The sequence below is a fragment of the Geobacillus vulcani PSS1 genome (assembly GCF_000733845.1).
Taxonomy (GTDB): Bacteria; Bacillota; Bacilli; order Bacillales; family Anoxybacillaceae; genus Geobacillus; species Geobacillus vulcani.
Window position 1 is genome coordinate 2901322 of record NZ_JPOI01000001.1, and the last position, 18553, is coordinate 2919874.

Here is an 18553-nt window from a genome sequence, read left to right on the forward strand (position 1 = left end):
GGCTTTTTTGGCATCTGCCGCACAGCAGCTCGTCACCCATTTGGAAGCCCATTTGCCGAGCTTTCTCGCCTATTGGCGGCAACATATGAAAATCGCCGACGATGACAAATACATCGATCATGTCGAACAAAACGGCTTAGCAGTGTTTGAGTTGGTGAAAGAAGCACTGTTGCGGTCGCTATCTAGCGATACGGTCGAACGGTTAGCCAACAAAATCGCCAAAGAACGAGCGGAAATGAACGCCGGCATCGGCACCCTCGTCTACAACGTCAACCTTGGACGGCGGCTGATCATCAATCACACGTTGACCGCACCGCTGTCGGTCAACGAGCTGGCTCCGCTCATCGACCATTTAAACGAGCTGTTTGACCAATTTTTGTTTCATGCTGTCACAAAATACAACGAGTTAAAAGAAAAAGAGCTGCATGAAAAAAACACGCTCATTGCCAAGTCGCATCAGGACCGGCTGACGCTGCTTGGACAAATGTCATCCAGCTTTGTCCATGAATTCCGCAACCCGTTGACAGCCATTATCGGTTTTATTCAATTATTGAAATTTGAACATCCGCATCTTCCCTATTTAGACATTATCGATCATGAACTGCAGCAGCTGAAATTTCGCATTTCGCAATTTTTGCATGCCTCACGCAAAGAAATTGTCGAAAGTGAGAAAGAAACGTTTTCGCTACGCCAACTGCTAGAGGAAATTATCGAGTTTTTGTACGCCACGATCGTCGACAGTGATGTCGACCTTTCGCTGGCAATCGATGAATCCATACATATATTTGCCTATAAAGACCAGCTGCGCCAGGTGCTGGTGAACATTTTGCTCAACTCGATCGAAGCGGTGAAAGAAAGGGAAAAACCACGGCGGATCAACATCGCCGCCCGCTGCCAAGACGGAATCATCATCATCGAAATCGCCAACAACGGCCCGATGATTCCGGCCGACATTGTTGAAACGATTTTCGAGCCGTTTTTTACAACGAAAAAACTCGGAACCGGCATCGGCCTGTACATTTGCAAAAAAGTGATCGAAGACCACGGCGGGGATATCTGCTGTTCTTCCGACGACAACATGACGACGTTTTCCATCCGCCTCCCTGCATAACGAACAGCGAAAATGGGCAAGATGGAGGAAAAAAGGTGATGCCGATGAAAACGTCTTGGAAAAGCTGGTTGGAGCAGGCGGCAAGTGCCATCCGCGAATGGCTCGAGCGGGAAGCGCATTCGTTCGCCGAACTCGCTGCGTTCATCCGCCATCATCCAGATACCGTGCGGTCAGAACGCACATGGCTTGGCTTGACGTACCGGTTCTACTCGCTCGCTATAAACGGAGTGGCATTGAAAATGGAAACGAAAGTCACCCGCGAAGGCAAGGAACGCATTCTCTTTTTATCGGTCCATGCTCCGCGTACGAAAGCCGCTGTCTACCGCGCCTATGACGAAGACAGTGATTTGGCGGACATCATCGCCACTCCGCCCCTGTCCCAAAAAACCGCACCGATTTGACCACGGTGCGGTTTTTCTCATCATCATTTCGCGAAGAAAGCCTCGCTGCCAAGCAATAATGAAAGCAGGAAGAAAGGTCAACCTTTCATGCCTTGCAGCCATTCTCGGTAACATTCCGGGCAAAGCGTTTCTTCGCGTTCTTCGCCATTCGTATGGAACGACACGTAATGCACTGTGTCATTGCACTCGCATTGACAGTAAAAACATGTTTCACTCATCACTTTCCCTCCCCTGCCTATTAGTGTGAGCCGTCTTATAACGGCGTTGCAAGGGAACTATTCCCAACGGCATGAGCGCAGAACAAACGACCGCACAATGCAGTCGGCGCGAGGTGAGCGACAACAAATCATCTTGGTAAAAGCCGTAAATGTGAACATGTCAAATGGCATCTGTATGCAATCGGTCGGCCGCTGAAGAAGAAAATGGGATTCGCCGTGGCAAAAGGTGAATCCCATTTTTCATGATTTGTCGGTCAATCGACCATCCTAACAATGAAGGAGGTGAACAACGTGAAACGCTACTCGACTTGGGCGGCAGCCGGCGCTGTTATCACCCTCATCATAGCGGCGGCTGCCTTCGTCCGTCCGACGCCCGAGGAGAATGCCCCTGCCCCGCCCCGGCTGAAACCGTTTCACATGGAAGACGCACCCGCGCATCCGACCGTTGTGGCGTTGGACAGCCTTGGTGCGGGCGAACAGCTGAAACAGCAGCTGAACAAGCATCCGCGCATCCGGGAAATTCGCCATAACCGCCGCGGCGACCGAAGCCATTATTTCGCCAATGAGATTGTGGTCCGTTTTCGAGTGTTGCCATCGGAAAGCCGTCTTCAACAAATGGAAGCAGCCATCGCCGGCCAGCTCGCGAAGCAGGTCGACCACGTGTTTGTATTCCGCTCGCGCGAGCAAACGTATGAGGAAATGCGCCGTTATTTCCGATCCCTTCGGATGGTTGATTATTGTGAACCGCACTACATTTACATGCAAAATGAGTGGAACAAGCCGGTGCCGATGCCGAACGATTCGTTTTACGCCCGCTACCAGTGGAACTTGCCGGCCATTCATACGGAAGCTGGTTGGACGCTGTCGCGCGGCAAGCGGAATGTGCCTGTCGCCATCATCGACAGCGGAGTCGATTTGACCCATCCCGATTTAACCCGTCGCCTTCTGCCCGGATATAACGTATTGGCCGACGACCGCTCTCCGAATGACGAAAACGGCCATGGCACCCATGTCGCCGGCATCATCGCCTCGCAACCAAACAATGGCGAAGGAGTGGCCGGCATGACATGGTTTAACCCCATCATGGCCATTAAAGCATTAAATGCGGACGGATATGGGACGAGCATTGATGTAGCGAAAGGAATCCGCTGGGCAGTCGACCACGGGGCAAAAGTCATCAATTTAAGCCTTGGCAACTACCAACCGTCCTCGGTGCTTGAGGAGGCGATCCGCTACGCAGATGCCCATGATGTCGTGCTTGTCGCCGCTTCCGGCAACGACAGCACGTCACAGGCAAGCTTTCCAGCCGCTTATCCGGAAGTGATCAGTGTCGGAGCGGTTGACCCGGATCTCTCCTATGCGCTTTATTCCAACTACGGCGACTATGTGGACGTTGTCGCGCCTGGAACGAACATTGCCAGCACGTTTACCGGCCACCGGTACGCCGCTCTTTCCGGCACGTCGATGGCCGCGCCGCATGTCACGGCGCTCGCCGCTTTGATCCGCTCCGTCAATCCACGACTCTCGAACGATGAAGTGCGAGACATTATTCTCGAAAGCGCTGACGATTTGGGAGAGAGAGGAAAAGATCCGTATTACGGCTATGGGCTGATTAACGTCTACCGCGCGCTCGAACTGGCTAAGCGATGACCGGCGCGTCTCCTTCCAGCGACATTGGGGAACACGCCTCTGCGAAAAATCAAACAGACAAGATGCTCCCCCCTGTGTGAACGACGCTGAAACGGCATCCGCAGCATCAAGTCAGCAAACAGCCGAAAACGGCGCCTCTGGGGGCGAACAGCCCACGCCGGCAAGCGATGCCACATTCCATAGAGGCGCGCCTAAATTTCTGCTGAAACGAAAAACGATGGGGAATTCGGACTATACCCCCATCGTTTTTTCGCGCGTCAACATCGTCGTCACCGCTCCGACGACCGTGACAACGACAAGCGAGTGGATGAACGGCACGGAATCGATGACGATGCTTCCGGCCGAAATAATACAAGCATCAATCACAAAAATAATCATCCCGACGTTCCAGTTCGTCCATCTAGCAATAAACTGGGCGAGCAAGTCAGTTCCGCCTGTGCTCGTCTCCTCGCGCAGCATCAAGCCGATGCCCACGCCGACGAGCATCCCGCCGATGACTGCGCTTACGAGCGGATCCAACATCACCACGCCGCGCAAAACGGACAATACGTCGATCATCCATGAAGAAAATAAAAGTCCGTGCAAGCTGTTGTAAAAAAACGGACGGTAGTAGAACCAAGCTGCTACATAAAGCGGGACGCTTAAGACGATCATCGTCAACCCAGCCTGAACGTGCCACACGTATTTGGCGATCAGCCCAAGCCCGATCATCCCCCCATCAAGCAAATGGTGAGGGACTAAAAAGACATTGATGCCGACGCCAAGAAGCAGGCTGCCAACGAGAATCGCCGCCATTTTTTTGATCATCATGAAACCCCTCCGCCACCGGCTTATCCCAACGGGTCAACATGCCTTCATAATATGTATATGGCTCCGCTCAACAGAGCTTGTCTCTTTTTTACGGCGGAGGAAAATGGCCATTGTTTGGCTATGGCAAAAAATAAGAGGCTAGGCCCCTACGCCCAACCTCTTATTTTTGCGCTTTTGTCGTCTCGTCATCATCGATGATGCCTTTTGTCGCATTCTTAAATTCGCGCAGCGTTTTCCCAGCCGCCTGTCCCAACTCCGGCAGCTTTTTCGGCCCGAAAATGAGCAAAGCGAAAAAGACGATGAGCGCAATTTCTCCAAAGCCGATGTTCATGTTGGTCACTCCAATGTTCAAACGTCGTTTCTTGAATCATTATACCATAGAAAAACGGACGGTGTCATCGGCTTTCCCTTGACAAAACAGCGACAATTTGCACAGCTCTCATTGTTCCTCAAGCAGTCGCACCGGTACGTCTTGTTCGTGTTCCGGCTCATCGGCAAAATAAACGCGCGCCATTTCACGCTCATCGTCAACATGCTGAATCACCACTTGTTTCCCTTTATACATCACCGGAACGATCTCCCCAGCTTCAGCAATTCGCTTCGCCCGCAACAGTTCCATTTACTCCCCTCCTTTCGCACTGTCCTCCGCCTGCGCCCGCAAGCTTTTCCAAAACAACTCGTCGCTGCAGACGATCTCGTGAAGCTCGCCTTCGTCTCCTTTGGCGTTGATGATTTCAAGTAACTGCGTCATATCGTCCATTTTGCGCCGATCGTTTTTCACCGAATCATCACCTTTCTTTGGCAAACTGATGACAGCGGACAGCCCATCGCTTCGTTTCCTGCGTTGACTCCCTCAAAAAGAAGGAGTATGATTCGAATTGGTGTATACAGAAAGGAGGAAAACACTATGAAGGAGCGGGACTATTATTTTGACAACGCGAAATGCGCGCTCATGCTCCTCGTTGTGTTTGGCCACTTTCTGCGCCCGTACATTGACGGCGTCTTATGGGTGCACAGCTTGTATACGTGGATTTTCTTTTTCCACATGCCGGCGTTCATTTTCATCTCCGGCTATTTCGCAAAAAAATTCCATGAGCACGGCTACTTGCAAAAGATCACGAGAAAATTGCTCATCCCGTACGTTCTGTTCCAGCTGCTGTATTCGATCTACTACTTCTTCCTGTATGACAAACAGTCGCTGGAACTTGACTTATTGACCCCGCATTGGAGCTTATGGTTTTTGCTCAGCCTGTTTAGCTGGAACGTGCTGCTGTTATGGTTCGGCCGGCTGCCAAAGCGGATCGCATTGCCGATGGCGCTTCTTTTCGGCCTTGCCGGCGGCATGATGGAAGCGGAAAAATGGCTCAGCTTGTCGCGGACGCTCACGTTTTTCCCATTCTTTTTGCTTGGATTTTTCTTTCAAAAGTCAGCGATCGAGCGCTTGTTTGCCGCCCCAGTGCGGCTTGTTTCGCTTGCAGTGCTCGTTGGCATGTTTTTCGTCATCCATTTCGGGTTTCCGGATTTGCCGCAAGATTGGCTGTACGGCTCAAAATCGTACGATACGCTTGGCGTCTCGGAATCAGCCGGCATTGCGAGCCGCCTCGCCATTTATGGGGCGAGCCTGCTCATGATGTTTGGCTTTCTGTCGCTCATCCCGAGCCGGCGCTTCTCCTTTTCCGTGCTCGGGGCGCGCACGTTTTACATCTATATCTTGCACGGGTTTATTTTAAAATATTTGCACGAGACGCCATTCCCAGACTTTATTATGGATGTGCACGGCTATCCGCTTCTGTTTGCCCTATCGGTTGCCATGATGCTCATCCTTGGAAGCAAGCCGGTCGTCCGGCTCGTGCGGCCGTTGTTGGAATGGCGATGGCCGAACTGGCGCCAGACAATGACCTAGCCGTCAAAAAAGAAGAGGGTGTCCCAAAAGGATCGGGACACCCTCTTTCATCACTAGTATATACGCACTGAATGTTTTTGTTATGCTATATCTTGTATCTATCTGGAAGACAGCCGGCCTTTTGGGTCAGCCTTTTTCCATTATGGAGCCTTGCCTACAAGTGGAAACCGCCTTTTTCATTCAGCGCGTGCGGGCAGCCCGCACCGCTTCCGCCAAGGCGGCGGCCGCCGCCTTTGGCGATGGAGCCGAAGCGATGGCGCTGATGACAGACACCCCATCCGCTCCCGCCTCAACGACGGTTTTTGCGTTGTCTGTCGTAATCCCGCCAATGGCGACGATTGGAATGGTGATCCCGGCTTCGCGCAAGCGGCGGAGAGCATCCGGTCCTTGCGCTTCCTTTGCATCCTCTTTCGAACTGGTCGGGTAAATCGGGCCGACGCCGAGGTAATCGGCGCCCGCCTCAACGGCCGCCATCGCCTCTTCGACGTTGTGCGCTGAGACGCCCAAAATTTTATCGCCGATTTTTGCCCGCACGCGCCGCGCGTCCTCATCATCTTGACCGACATGGACGCCGTCGGCATTAATGGCGAGAGCCAGCTCGACGTCATCGTTGACGATAAACGGCACCCCATAAGCTCGGCAAAGGTGCTGCAGCTGCCTAGCGAGCGCCTCTTTGTCCGCCCCTGTTAAAGCGCCCTGCCCCTTTTCGCGGAATTGAAAGAGCGTCACACCGCCGTCAAGCGCTTCTTTCAAGACGTCGACAGCCGGCCGCTCGCTGTTTTGGCTTCCCATAATGAAGTACACGGCGAGCCGTTCCTTCATTTCGCCGCTCGCAATGCGCCCCATCGTTCTCACTCCCCGTATTGACGATACGCCCAATGGTTCGTCGGTCCATGGCCTCGGCCGATGCCGAGCGGATGGGCAATCGCTGATTGCACAAACGCTTTCGCCGTCGCCACAGCATCAGCAGGATGGCGACCTTTCGCCAGCTCAGCGGCGATCGCCGCGGCAAATGTACACCCCGTTCCGTGCGTATGACGCGTATCAATTCGCTTGCTCTTAAAATAGGAAAATTCGCTGCCGTTATACAGCAGGTCAACCGTTTCTTCGCCATCATCGTCATGGCCGCCTTTCACGACGACATAGCGGGCGCCCATCCGGTGGAGGAGGCGCGCGGCTTCGCGGCGGTCATCCATCGTGCGGATGACAACGCCCGTCAACGCTTCCGCTTCCGGAATGTTTGGTGTAACGACAAGCGCCATCGGCAACAACTCTTCTTTCAAAGCAGCCACCGCTTCCTCCTGCAACAGCGGCGCGCCGCCTTTAGCGATCATCACCGGGTCGACGACCAGCCGCTCCCACTTATGCTTTTTCACTTGTTCAGCAACCGTACGAATGATCTCGGCACTAAAGAGCATGCCAGTTTTCACCGCATCCGCGCCTAAATCCACCGCCACCGATTCGATCTGGGCGGCAACAGCTTCCGCCGACAGCGGGTAGACGCCTTGCACGCCGAGCGTGTTTTGCGCCGTCACGGCCGTAATCGCTGACATGCCGAAGACGCCAAGCTCTTGAAACGTTTTGAGATCCGCTTGAATGCCGGCGCCGCCGCCGCTGTCCGACCCGGCAATCGTCAACGCTTTGTACACCATTGTGTTTCTCCTCCCCTTTTACCGTTGTTCCACCCGGCCATGCCGTTTGACATCATCGACGCTTGTATACGCCAATGCGTCCAAAAACGCTGTCTGGAAACTGCCTGTCCCGCGCTCCTCGGCTTTGGCCGCCGCCTGCTCCGCTGCGACGCCGTAATACACAAGCGCCGCCACCGTTGCCTTCACGGCATCACGCTCAACCGCCGCAAACGCTCCGATCACCGATGTCAGCAAACAGCCTGTCCCGGTGACCTTCGTCAACAGCGGATGGCCGTTCTGAATGAGATGCGTCGTCTGCCCGTCCGTGACGACATCCTCTTTTCCGGTAATGGCAACAACGGCGCCAAGCTGCTCCGCCGCCCGTTTGGCCAACGCCACTCGATCGCCGCCTCCTTCGCCGGCATCCACCCCTTTAATCGCCCACGCCTCACCGATCATGTTGGCGATTTCCGCCGCATTGCCGCGAACGACAGCGAGCTTGACCTGTTCCGCGATGCGGCGCGCTGTCTCCGTCCGATAGCGCGTGGCCCCGGCCCCGACCGGGTCGAAAATGACCGGCACGCCAACTTCATTGGCCGCCCGACCGGCAATCAGCATCGCTTCTACCTCTTCGGCATTCAACGTCCCAATGTTGAGGACAAGTGCGCCGGCGAGCTGCGCCATCTCGGCCGCTTCTTCCTTGGCATACGCCATCACCGGCGAAGCGCCGAGCGCAAGCAATCCATTCGCCGTCCAATTCGTCACGACGACATTCGTGATATTATGGACGAGCGGATTCTTCTCTCTCACCCGCTCGAGCAGTTCCGCCCATTCATGCCAATTGGCCATTTCTCGTTCTCCCCTTTCGCGCCCTTTTCCACAACCGTGCACTGACAGCCGCCATATGTTTGGCCAACGAACCAACCCGTTCGTCCCACCCATCAGTCTACTCCTTCTTTTTTTGAATTGCAAGACAAAGAAAAAAGGCAGCTCCCTCTCTGTAGCTGCCTTTTGATCGCACTAAAGCCTGGTCAGTTCCGTCGCGCCCCCTTCGTCAGACGGCGACAGCCGCTGCGGCAGCGGCCAATTCCACAAATCCAAATCGACGATATAGCGCGGCCGCCGTTTCGTCTCTTTGTAAATTTTCCCAATATATTCCCCAATCAGCCCGAGCGCCATTAGCTGCAACCCTCCTAACAGCCAAATAGACGTAATGAGCGACGTCCACCCCGTTTCCGTATGCCCGGCCCATTTGAGGAAAAGAAAATAGGCGCCAAACATCAGGCTGACAACAAACGAGAGAAACCCAACGAACGAAATAAAACGGATCGGGGTGACGCTGAACGACGTCACGCCATCGAGCGCAAAGGCGATCATTTTGCTCAGCGGATATTTCGTTTTTCCGGCCAGCCGCGCTTTTCGATCATAATAAACTGTTGCCGACCGAAATCCCAAAAGCGGGACGATGCCGCGCAAAAACAAGTTCACTTCTCCGAACTGTTCAAGCGCATCCACAGCGCGCCGGCTCATCAGGCGGTAGTCGGCATGATTGTAAACGAGATCGACGCCCAACGCCTTCATCAGCCGGTAGAACCCTTGCGCTGTATGACGCTTGAACCACGTATCGGCATCGCGCCGCCGGCGCACGCCGTAGACGATGTCATAGCCTTCACGAAATTTTTGCACAAATTCACGAATCGCCGCCACATCATCTTGCAAATCGGCGTCGATCGAAATGAGGCAATCGGCATGCCTTTTTGCGGCGAACAGCCCAGCAAGCAGCGCGTTTTGATGCCCAGCGTTATGCGCCAACTTCAGCCCTTTCACTTCCGGGTGGCGCAAACTCGCTTTGTATATGATCTTCCATGTGTCGTCACGGCTGCCATCATCAACGAACAAAAGCGCACTTTTAGCCGAAATGAGCTGCTCTTCCACCAGTTGATCGCGCAGCTCCCGCAGGCGGCGGATCGTCTCCGGCAGCACCTCTTCTTCGTTGTAGCACGGCACAACAATGGCCAACGTCGGTTCAATCATGCCACCTTCCTCCCTTCGGCACGACTTTATATAAGTAAATCGTCCAGGCGGATTCGTTCGAACGGAACACCCGCTCAAGGCGCAAGGCGTTTTCGTCGGCATTTTCAATCGGCAGCGCTGAAAAAATGTAGCGCCCGCCCATGTCATAAAACACGTTTGTGTTCAATTCCAAGCGGCGAATCGTCCGCTTCGAATTTTTCTGAAACATATACCGCTTGCCCAGCTCATCGACGAACAAATAGCAGCGCCCGCCCCATTCATCGAAATACTCGCGCAGTTTTTTGTTTTTCGCAAGCTCCTTGGCGATGATGCGGCGAAACCGATGCTTGTATTCGAGCGGATAAAAGTTGTTGTACGTATCCAGCGTGTAAAACCCGTTGTATTGGGCGATCGCCGGATGGATGCCAATGCTCGCCACGCGGTATGAATGAACCGGGCGGCCGATATACTCACGAATGGCGGCAAACTGCTTTTCCGCATAAAACTCGCGAAACGACGGCTTATTGCGGTAGACGATTTCCTCATTGCATAAGGCAAGCACGCCAAGCTGCAAGATGATCGCCGCCGCGCCGACCGCTCGCCATTTTCGTCCTTCCTGCCAAACGATTTTCAGCGCCAGCGCAAACAAGACGTAAATCACCATCGGACGCAAAAAGTGGTAGCGGGCGAAATTGAACTTATCGAGCAAATCGAACCGTTCGGTGAGCGGCAGCCATCCTTTGTAAAACCAAAACGCATACCATGTCGACAACGCGAAATTCAACCCGTGCAAAAGCAAAAACAGCTTCTCCCGCCGCCAGCTTTTCCGCTTCCATACCATATACAAGGCAACGAGCGTCAACGGCAAAACGACGAGCCCATGCACGGTCATGACGTGTGTATGGCCGAGCACATAGTTTTTGAACGTCAATCGGATGACGCGCCAAAGCGGCAGACGAGCGTGGAAATATTCGTCGCGGCTTGTCGGCTCATCGGAAAACAACAGCGAATGGACAAGCCGGTAATCAACCGCCAAATAAAGCATCGTCATATAGGCGATGGCCGCCAAAAACCGCCAATTCCACCTCTTGCCGCGGATGACATCAATGAACCACCAAATCCCAAGCGCGCTCAAGAAAAAGAAAAACCCTAGCACGAAGCTCGAATAGAGCGGCAAGAACGTCAACACCGCCCAGTTCACCCACGAACGCTCGCCGTTGCGGATATTTAAAAACGCCCATAGCGCCAACGGCATCCCGAGCGTACTTAGCATCCCCGATGGCCAAAACGGCGTCAACGCAAACGCCAAAGAAGCGCCGATGCGAATCCATCCCCATCGCTCATCCGGCAGCACATGTTTTCGCAGCAACAAATACATGCCGATAAAGGCAAAGACACGGGTGATAGCTTGGCTGAGCCCATAGGCGTAAATAGACGGAAACAATGCGTGAAGCCAAACGATGCCGCTGAATTCCGTGCCGAACGCGTTGCGCGGCAGTCCATTGATGATTTGCGGGATGACGCCATCGACCGGTCCCAATAGCTCGCCGCTTCGGACCAGCACCTTATACCAGGCGATGTTCGAATCCAAATTGTCGTGGACGCGCATATGCGCATCCTCACCGAGCACAAAATACGGCGACACGTACAAGGCGATGGCAACGAAAGAGAAGAGCAGGAGTCGCTTTTCAATGGACGGCACCTTTTCTCCCCCTTTCGCTTTACTCATGTCTTTCCTTATTGTTCAACCAAACAGGAAAATTATTCATGGCAATGGAAAAAAACGGACCTCCCGTCCAAACAAAAAAACCGCCGTCGGCCAGTTGCAGCCGGATGACGGCGGTTTTCTATTCACCTTTGGATCGGCACCGGATTCAAGCAAATAGGCGGCTTGTTCCGGCCCCATCGTCCCTTCTTGCGTATGGGTGATGATGACCGCGCCCGTCTCTTTTTGCGCGCGGGCGGCAGCGCGGAAGAACATCTTTTCGTACTCGGTGATGCGCCCTTTGCTCGAGGCGAGCTTGATGACACCTTCCCCTTCATAATAATAGCCGGTGGCGCAAATAATGTTCAGCTCCGTCTCTTCAGCAACGCGCCGCAAAAATGCCGGGTTGCGCCCGCAGTCGTTCGGCGTCGGATCGACAACCGTTTGAATGCCGTGCCGCTTCATCTTTTCCGCCGCCTCGACTGCGACGCGAAGCGCCTCGTCTTCGCGGAACGGACCGCGCGTCACATCGCCTTGAAACCCTGGATAACCGAAAAGGAAATGCTCGTGGATGAGCGTTTTGCCAAGCCGTTCCACCGGCACTGGGCCAAGGACGGTTTCGACCGTCTTCGCCATCAGGCGTTCACCCCTTTCCCCGCTTTTTCATATTCCTCTTCCTGCAATTTTCGCCAAAGCAGCTTGCCGCTTGACGTCATCGGCAGCGACGAGCGGAATTCAACGAGGCGCGGATATTTGTAAGCAGCCATTTGCGTCTTGGACCATTCAATGATCTCTTCTTCCGTTACTTTGCCGACATACTCGTCATGAAGGACGATAAACGCCTTCACCGTTTCGCCGCGGCGCGAATCCGGCACGCCGACGACGCACGCTTGCTGAACAGCCGGATGTTTGTACAAAAGCGACTCGACTTCGGTCGGCCACACTTTGTATCCAGAAGCGTTGATCATCCGTTTGACGCGGTCGACGATGAAAAAGTAGCCTTCCTCATCCATCCGTCCGATGTCGCCGGTGCGGAAAAACCGCTTGCCGTCGAGCTCGATGAACGCCTCTTCCGTTTCTTTTTCACGCCGGTAATAGCCGCGGAACACTTGCGGGCCACAAACGACGATCTCCCCAACTTCGCCAACGCCAAGCTCCCGCCCCGTCGCCGGGTCGATGATGCGCGCGTCGACGTCAAACGATGGGACGCCGAGGCATTGCAATTTCGGCCGATCCGGCGGATTGAAATGCGTCTGCGAAATCGTCTCTGTCAGCCCGTAACCTTCAAAATAACGGACGCCGGTGAGCTGGAACAATTTTTCTCCGACCGCTTCCGGAAGCGCCGCTCCGCCGCCGGAAATGCTCGAAAGCGAGGAAATATCATACCGGCCAAGCGCCGGGTTGGCCAAAAAGTCGATGAGCATCGTGCTGATGTTCACCCAATGCGTGCAACGGTACAACTCGATCAGCCGGGCGGCCGCGTCCCGATCCCAGCGCGTCATCAACACCATAGCGGCGCCGGCGAAAATCGGCGTATGCATGCTATGGACCATCCCCGTGACATGGAAAAACGGCAGCGTCGCCAACGCAACCGAGTCGCTCGTCACATCGCCCCAATGGTAGGCGCCGACGATGTTGGCGTTCACCGTTCGATGCGGGTGAATGCAGCCTTTCGGCACCCCGGTCGTCCCGGATGTGTATGGCAAAACGGCGATGTCATCGACATGGCCGTTGTACGGAAGGGGCGACAATTGGGCATCAAGGCAGTCTTTCCACAGGCGAATTCGCTCATCATGCAAAACCCGCCGCGGCGCTGCCACTTCCGCCGGAAGCGAAACCGGCGATTCATCGGAGGCGTAATCGGAATAAGCGGCGACGATGATTTGCTCCAACGGCGTTCGTCCAAGGAGCGGGGTCGCTTTGTCAAGCAGCTCCTGTCCAACGAAGGCGACTCTCGTTTCGCAATCATTGACGTAAAAGGAAAGCTCTTCTGAAGTGTTCATCGGGTTGATCGGCACAACGATCGCTTCAGCGCGCAAGATGGCATAGTAGGAGATAACAAACTGTGGTGAATTTTGCATGTACAAGAGAACGCGGTCACCTGGTTTGACGGACAGCTTTTGCTGCAAATAGCCGGCCAACGCGTTCACTTCACCGAGCAACTGTTTGTACGAATACACGGCTCCGTAATAGTAAATCGCCGCTTTGTTCGGATAGCGCTTCGCCGACGTTTCGAGATGATCGATGAGCGTCGTCTCCGGCACAGCCAGCGTTTTCGAGAGCCGTTTCGGCCAATACGGGTAATGTCTCGTATTCATTCCGTTCCCCTCCTCCTTTTCACGCGATCGTTCCATGCGGCAGCCTCCGCGCAAGCAGCATTGAATAGCTTTTTTACTGACCGGTTGGTATATAACCATCCGTTTTTATTGTACACGCTTTCATAAATATTTTCAATAATTTTCAGAATATAAAAAACAAAAAAATACACCGCCTACAACAGGCGGCGCAGCACCGGCACACACGCCGACGTGGAAGCGACAATGAAATCTGCATCCCCTTGTTTTGCCAAGCCATAGGGGTCGATCAACATCGTCCGGCAGCCGAGCCGGCGGGCCGGCGCGATGTCATTGCCGATGTTGTCACCGACGCAAAGCATTTGCCGATAGTCGACGCCAAAACGCGCCCGGATCGCTTCCAAGTGGGCGGCCGTTTGAATCGGTTTGGCAGCTCGGAAAATTTTATGGTGAAATACATCTGCCAACCCCAGCTTCCGCAAAATGGCTTCGCTGTCCGGCTCCGGACTGTTCGTCATTAACACAAGCGCCGCTTTTTCACACAATTCGGCGAGCGTCTCCGCCAACCCCGGCGCCCCGTTCATTTTGAATTCCGACCCCATCATCCATTCGCGCGTCTCCAAAAACGCTGCGTAGGTGTCTTCGCTCGTCAATCCGTAATGGCGGCCGATCGAGCTTGGCACCCACCAAAGGTCGCCGATGCTGAAAAAGCGGTCCAAGTCAACCGCCACCGGCTTCGTGTAAACCGTTTCAATCTCCCGCTTCGTCAACGGCTCGCCGCTCCAACGGAACACCTCACGAACCGCGCCTTCTTCGAGCCATACAATCAAGTCTTCTTTCGCATCGTACACGCTCCCGATGCGAAGCGGATGACAACCGGCGAGCACGGCGCGGTAATCGTCCCAAAACCGCGGCCGATCTGCTTCACGAAGACGTTTCGCCACCCGCTCGGCATAATGGTCAAAATGCTCCGTTTCCTCGTATAATGTTCCGTCCAAATCAAAGACGATCGCTTTGATGTCTGCCCCGTGCATACCGTTTCCCCTTTCTTGGCCCGTCATCATTTGCTTGTTCGTTTTTGGTTGATAGACGAACGCCAATATGGCAAAATATGATTCTAGAAAAGCTTACCATCATGTTGCAAAGAGGAGGAACACATGATGAGATTCGTGATCTCGCTTGTCCTTTCCTTTGCGCTCGCAGCCAGCTTTTTCTTCGATTCGTTCCGTTTGGCCGAAGCGGCAGCCAAAATCCAAACGTATCCAAACTGCGCCGCGCTCAACAAAGATTATCCAGGGGGCGTGGCCCGCTCCGCCTCTGTCAAAAACAAAGGAGGAAAAACGAGATATAAGCCTTATGTCTCGAAAGCATTATACGATGCCAACAAACGATTGGATCGAGATAAAGATGGGATCGCCTGTGAACGTTAGCTTCTTTGCGCCCTCCGTTTCCCATCTTGCTCAAAGCCAAAGGGCCACCAGTTCACCCTTTGGCCTTTGTTTTCTTTGAATGCACATTCCACTCACACCGCCGTTTCCCGTCCGTTGCCCGCATGAAGGTACACACCCATATACGCCATTAAGAAGACGGCAAGAGCGCCAAATATGGTGATCCTGCGTTCTTCTTCATCATCTCTCCTCCCGACGCACCGCCTGAATGGCGATTCCTTCGTTTTGCAAGGCTTGATAGAGCCGCTTGGCAAATCGCACCGCCTGTTCATTGTCGCCATGGAGACAGATGGTGTCAGCTTCAATTGCCACATCCGTCCCTTGCACCGAGCGGACGCGCCGGTCGCGGATCATCATGAGCACTTGCTTGACCGCTTCGTCTTCATCCGCGATGATAGCGCGCGGATCGCTTCTTGGGGTGAGCGAACCATCCGTCTGATACGTCCGGTCGGCGAACACTTCGCTCGCCGTCCGCAAGCCGTAGGCGCGGCCGGCGCGGATGAGTTCGCTTCCCGACAAGCCGTATAAGACAAGCATCGGATCGACATCATGCACCGCTTTGGCGATCGCTTCGGCCAGCGCCGCGTCTTTCGCCGCCATATTGTACAAAGCGCCGTGCGGCTTCACATGCGTCATCACGCCGCCTTCCGCCTTCACAAACGCAGCCAGCGCGCCGATTTGGTAGACGACATAGGCGTATACTTCCTCTGACGAAACGGCCATGGCGCGCCGTCCAAAGCCAAACAAGTCCGGAAACCCCGGATGGGCGCCGATGGCCACTCCATGACGAATCGCAAGCTGCACCGTCCGCCGCATGACGAGCGGGTCGCCGGCGTGAAACCCGCAGGCGATGTTGACGGAAGTCACATACGATAAGATTTCTTCTTGTCCAAGCCTATACACCCCAAAGCTTTCGCCGAAATCGCAATTCAAATCAATCGTCCTCACCGTTCTCCCTCCCATTGACGGCGAATGGCGGCAATCCAACGAAGCAATCGATGATGTTGTTCCTTATAAAGACGCGTTGCTTCCTCCGAAGTAATCAACTGAAATTGCAGACAATCGCCCGGGCGAGCCTGCGCCAAAATCGGCAAATCGACCGCCGCGACTTGGGCGATGCGCGGATAGCCGCCCGATGTTTGGCTGTCGGCCATCAATACAATCGGTCGGCCGGATGCCGGGACCTGCACCGTACCGAAAACGACTGCTTCCGAGACCATCTCCCGCTCGCGTACAAGCGCCAACGCTGGTCCAGAAAGCCGATAGCCGGTTCGGTCGGACTGCGGCGTCACTTCATAACGGGCGGCGAAAAACTGGCGGCGACTCTCCGGCGTAAATTCATCATACTCCGGACCGGGAATCACGCGCACCGTTTTTGTTTTCCCGTCAATATAGGAAGCGGCTAGACGCGAAAGCCCCCAGCGGATCGAGCCAACCGCAGTGAACGGGTGCATAGCGCCGACCGGAAGCACATCTCCACGGCGCAACGGCCGCCCCGCCAAACCACCAAGCTGCGCTGGAACATACGTGGAGCGGCTGCCCATCACGGGCGGCACATCGATGCCGCCTGATACCGCGATATACGCCCGAAACCCCGTCCGACACACTCCCACTTCAAGCACATCCCCCGGTTTGACGATCTCCGGTTTCCAAAGGGAAATCGGCTGCCCATTGAGCGCGCACGGGAAATCGCCCCCGCACACCGCAACGACGGCCTCAACGCGAAACCGAAGCGTCGGTCCGGCCATCGTCACTTCCAGCACTGCTTCATCACCGCTGTTGCCGACAAGCGCATTGGCAAGACGATATGCCCATGCATCCATGGCTCCGCTCGTTGGCACACCGGCATGCCGGTAACCGGTGCGTCCGCTATCTTGGACGGTTGTAAAAAATCCGCTCTCGATGACGTCAATCATGTTCCTCGCTCCAACGTGCAAATTCCTTGGCGTCAATGGGCTGAAACTCGACGATATCGCCAGCGGCAAGCAAACTCGGCTCAGCCCGGCACGGGTCAAACAGCTTCAGCGGCGTCCGGCCAATCAACTGCCAGCCGCCCGGCGTGGCAAGCGGATAGACGCCTGTCTGTCCACCGGCGATGCCGACCGAACCGGCTGGCACTTTTGTGCGCGGCACCGGCCTCCTTGGCGTCGCCAAGCGCGGCGACAGCCCTCCTAAATAGGCAAATCCAGGAGAAAAGCCGATCATATAAACTCGGTAGCGTCCGGTCGAATGAAGCGTCACCACCTCGTTTTCCGTCATCCCATGAAAGCGGGCGACATCCGACAAATCCGGACCGAATTCGCCGCCGTAACAGACGGGAATGACGACCGTACGCGCCAAACGCCGCACCGCTTGTTCAGGCTGCCTGATGTTTTTCCTTATCCATGCGCCTACGCCGATGTAATCGATGACCAATGGATCATAGTAGATGGTGAGCGACGAAAACGCCGGCACGATCTCCTCGATGCCTTCTTTTTTCTCTGCCTCAAGACGGGCTGCCGCCCCATGGACGACTTCGTTCACCGCCTCATCAATGCAGTCGGCGAACCGAACCGTCACCGCATATTCGCATAGCGGAAACAACGTATACTCCATCCTCATCCCTTCCCTCGAAAGCCGAGTTCGCGCGAAATGTCCATCGCCGCCTTCTTCAGAAGCGGAACGATGCGCACCACATCATCCGACGAAAAGCGTTGTTCCGGTCCGGCAACGCTCAGCCCGGCGACCGCCGCACCTTCATGGTTGAAAATCGGCACAGCAACGGCGGCAGAATAATTTTCCAGCTCGGAATAGCTGACTGTGTAGCCGCGCTCCCGATCCATCTCCAGCAACCGGCGCAGCGCTTCTTTGTCGGTCACCGTATGTTTGGCGATTTTTACAAGCTCGACGTGTTCTAAATAACGTTCCCGATCCTCCTTGTCCATAAACGCGAGCAACACGCGCGGACACGCACCGGCGTACAGCGGAGCGCGCCGCCCAACTTTCGTATAAACGCGCACCGGCTCGGATGTCTCGACTTTTTCAATATACAGCGCCTCATCGCCGTCGCGGATGACTAAATTGACTGCTTCGTTCGTCTCCTCTTTCAGCCGCTTCATCACCGGCAGCGCCGCTCGGCGAATATCGAGCCGCTCGGCGACGAGCGCGCCAAACGTCAAGAAGGCTAGCCCCAACTCATAGTGATCGCCTCGCTTTTGCAAAAAACCGAGGACAACAAGCGACTGCGCCATTCGGTACACCGACGTTTTGGGCATCCCCAGCCGCTCGACCATCTCCGGCAAGGTCAATCGTTCACAATCGAGAAACAAATCAAGCAGTTCTTTTGTTTTTAACACCGTTTTGTTCATCGTCGCCCCTCTGTTCCGAATA

Annotated in this window: 21 protein-coding genes and 1 pseudogene; 5 read left to right on the top strand and 17 right to left on the bottom strand. The window is 54.8% G+C overall.

What is annotated here, in order from left to right; genetic code table 11:
• Positions 1-7: 7 nt before the first annotated feature.
• Both N685_RS0115605 and N685_RS0115610 read left to right on the top strand, forming a co-directional pair.
• Complete coding sequence (locus N685_RS0115605) at positions 8-1111, top strand: sensor histidine kinase (protein WP_031409870.1); 1104 nt, start codon at positions 8-10, stop codon at positions 1109-1111.
• 44 nt (positions 1112-1155) lie between these two features.
• Positions 1156-1512, top strand: coding sequence for a hypothetical protein (locus N685_RS0115610; protein ID WP_031409871.1), 357 nt, complete (start codon positions 1156-1158; stop codon positions 1510-1512).
• Positions 1513-1589: 77 nt separating this feature from the next.
• Here N685_RS0115610 and N685_RS19865 read toward each other — a convergent pair whose 3' ends face one another.
• The gene (locus tag N685_RS19865) at positions 1590-1730 is read right to left on the bottom strand and encodes a hypothetical protein (RefSeq protein ID WP_167333009.1); all 141 of its coding nucleotides are present in this window, start codon (positions 1728-1730) and stop codon (positions 1590-1592) included.
• Between the two features lie 291 nt (positions 1731-2021).
• Here N685_RS19865 and N685_RS0115620 point away from each other — a divergent pair, with 291 nt between their 5' ends.
• The gene (locus tag N685_RS0115620; protein ID WP_237746915.1) at positions 2022-3380 is read left to right on the top strand and encodes a S8 family peptidase; all 1359 of its coding nucleotides are present in this window, start codon (positions 2022-2024) and stop codon (positions 3378-3380) included.
• Between the two features lie 231 nt (positions 3381-3611).
• On the opposite strand, the gene N685_RS0115625 is transcribed toward N685_RS0115620, so the two are convergent.
• From N685_RS0115625 to N685_RS0115640, 4 genes are all read right to left on the bottom strand, one after another.
• Positions 3612-4187, bottom strand: a complete 576-nt coding sequence (locus N685_RS0115625; RefSeq protein WP_031409875.1) for a YitT family protein — start codon at positions 4185-4187, stop codon at positions 3612-3614.
• Between the two features lie 163 nt (positions 4188-4350).
• The gene (locus N685_RS0115630) at positions 4351-4521 is read right to left on the bottom strand and encodes a twin-arginine translocase TatA/TatE family subunit (protein WP_011231011.1); all 171 of its coding nucleotides are present in this window, start codon (positions 4519-4521) and stop codon (positions 4351-4353) included.
• 108 nt (positions 4522-4629) lie between these two features.
• Positions 4630-4809, bottom strand: a complete 180-nt coding sequence (locus N685_RS0115635) for an H-type small acid-soluble spore protein (protein ID WP_031409878.1) — start codon at positions 4807-4809, stop codon at positions 4630-4632.
• Positions 4810-4971, bottom strand: coding sequence for a hypothetical protein (locus tag N685_RS0115640; RefSeq protein ID WP_237746916.1), 162 nt, complete (start codon positions 4969-4971; stop codon positions 4810-4812).
• A gap of 126 nt (positions 4972-5097) precedes the next feature.
• On the opposite strand from N685_RS0115640, the gene N685_RS0115645 reads away from it, so the two are divergent.
• Positions 5098-6093, top strand: a complete 996-nt coding sequence (locus N685_RS0115645) for an acyltransferase family protein (RefSeq protein ID WP_031409882.1) — start codon at positions 5098-5100, stop codon at positions 6091-6093.
• 180 nt (positions 6094-6273) lie between these two features.
• Here the strand turns inward: N685_RS0115645 and thiE are convergent, their stop codons facing one another.
• From thiE to N685_RS0115690, 8 genes and pseudogenes are all read right to left on the bottom strand, one after another.
• On the bottom strand, positions 6274-6939 hold the full coding sequence (thiE, locus tag N685_RS0115650) for a thiamine phosphate synthase (RefSeq protein WP_031409884.1): 666 nt from the start codon (positions 6937-6939) through the stop codon (positions 6274-6276).
• Between the two features lie 5 nt (positions 6940-6944).
• Positions 6945-7745, bottom strand: coding sequence for a bifunctional hydroxymethylpyrimidine kinase/phosphomethylpyrimidine kinase (gene thiD / locus N685_RS0115655; protein ID WP_031409887.1), 801 nt, complete (start codon positions 7743-7745; stop codon positions 6945-6947).
• Positions 7746-7763: 18 nt separating this feature from the next.
• The gene (gene thiM, locus N685_RS0115660; protein ID WP_031409889.1) at positions 7764-8573 is read right to left on the bottom strand and encodes a hydroxyethylthiazole kinase; all 810 of its coding nucleotides are present in this window, start codon (positions 8571-8573) and stop codon (positions 7764-7766) included.
• 171 nt (positions 8574-8744) lie between these two features.
• The gene (locus N685_RS0115665; RefSeq protein ID WP_031409891.1) at positions 8745-9758 is read right to left on the bottom strand and encodes a glycosyltransferase family 2 protein; all 1014 of its coding nucleotides are present in this window, start codon (positions 9756-9758) and stop codon (positions 8745-8747) included.
• A complete protein-coding gene (locus N685_RS0115670) occupies positions 9751-11439 on the bottom strand; it encodes a DUF6044 family protein (RefSeq protein WP_031409893.1) in 1689 nt (562 codons plus the stop codon). The genes N685_RS0115665 and N685_RS0115670 overlap by 8 nt, the downstream gene beginning before the upstream one ends.
• Positions 11440-11592: 153 nt before the next feature.
• Positions 11593-12078: pseudogene (locus tag N685_RS0115675) on the bottom strand (phosphotriesterase family protein); the annotation flags it as partial.
• Complete coding sequence (locus tag N685_RS0115680) at positions 12078-13760, bottom strand: long-chain fatty acid--CoA ligase (protein WP_031409897.1); 1683 nt, start codon at positions 13758-13760, stop codon at positions 12078-12080. The gene N685_RS0115680 and the pseudogene N685_RS0115675, both read right to left, overlap by 1 nt.
• A gap of 173 nt (positions 13761-13933) precedes the next feature.
• Entirely contained in the window at positions 13934-14770 is an 837-nt protein-coding gene (locus N685_RS0115690; protein WP_031409899.1) for an HAD family hydrolase, read from the bottom strand.
• Between the two features lie 126 nt (positions 14771-14896).
• Here N685_RS0115690 and N685_RS0115695 point away from each other — a divergent pair, with 126 nt between their 5' ends.
• The gene (locus N685_RS0115695) at positions 14897-15166 is read left to right on the top strand and encodes an excalibur calcium-binding domain-containing protein (RefSeq protein ID WP_031409901.1); all 270 of its coding nucleotides are present in this window, start codon (positions 14897-14899) and stop codon (positions 15164-15166) included.
• 198 nt (positions 15167-15364) lie between these two features.
• Here the strand turns inward: N685_RS0115695 and N685_RS0115700 are convergent, their stop codons facing one another.
• Genes N685_RS0115700 through N685_RS0115715 form a run of 4 tightly spaced genes read right to left on the bottom strand, consistent with a single transcriptional unit; the run spans position 15365 to position 18531 of the window.
• A complete protein-coding gene (locus N685_RS0115700) occupies positions 15365-16132 on the bottom strand; it encodes a 5-oxoprolinase subunit PxpA (RefSeq protein WP_031409903.1) in 768 nt (255 codons plus the stop codon).
• Complete coding sequence (locus N685_RS0115705) at positions 16129-17100, bottom strand: 5-oxoprolinase subunit C family protein (RefSeq protein WP_031409905.1); 972 nt, start codon at positions 17098-17100, stop codon at positions 16129-16131. Before N685_RS0115705 ends, N685_RS0115700 begins: the two co-directional genes overlap by 4 nt.
• On the bottom strand, positions 17093-17785 hold the full coding sequence (gene pxpB, locus N685_RS0115710; protein WP_084177484.1) for a 5-oxoprolinase subunit PxpB: 693 nt from the start codon (positions 17783-17785) through the stop codon (positions 17093-17095). The genes N685_RS0115705 and pxpB overlap by 8 nt, the downstream gene beginning before the upstream one ends.
• Positions 17782-18531: an IclR family transcriptional regulator gene (locus tag N685_RS0115715; protein ID WP_031409909.1), complete on the bottom strand. Its 750-nt coding sequence runs from the start codon at positions 18529-18531 to the stop codon at positions 17782-17784. The genes pxpB and N685_RS0115715 overlap by 4 nt, the downstream gene beginning before the upstream one ends.
• Positions 18532-18553: the final 22 nt, after the last annotated feature.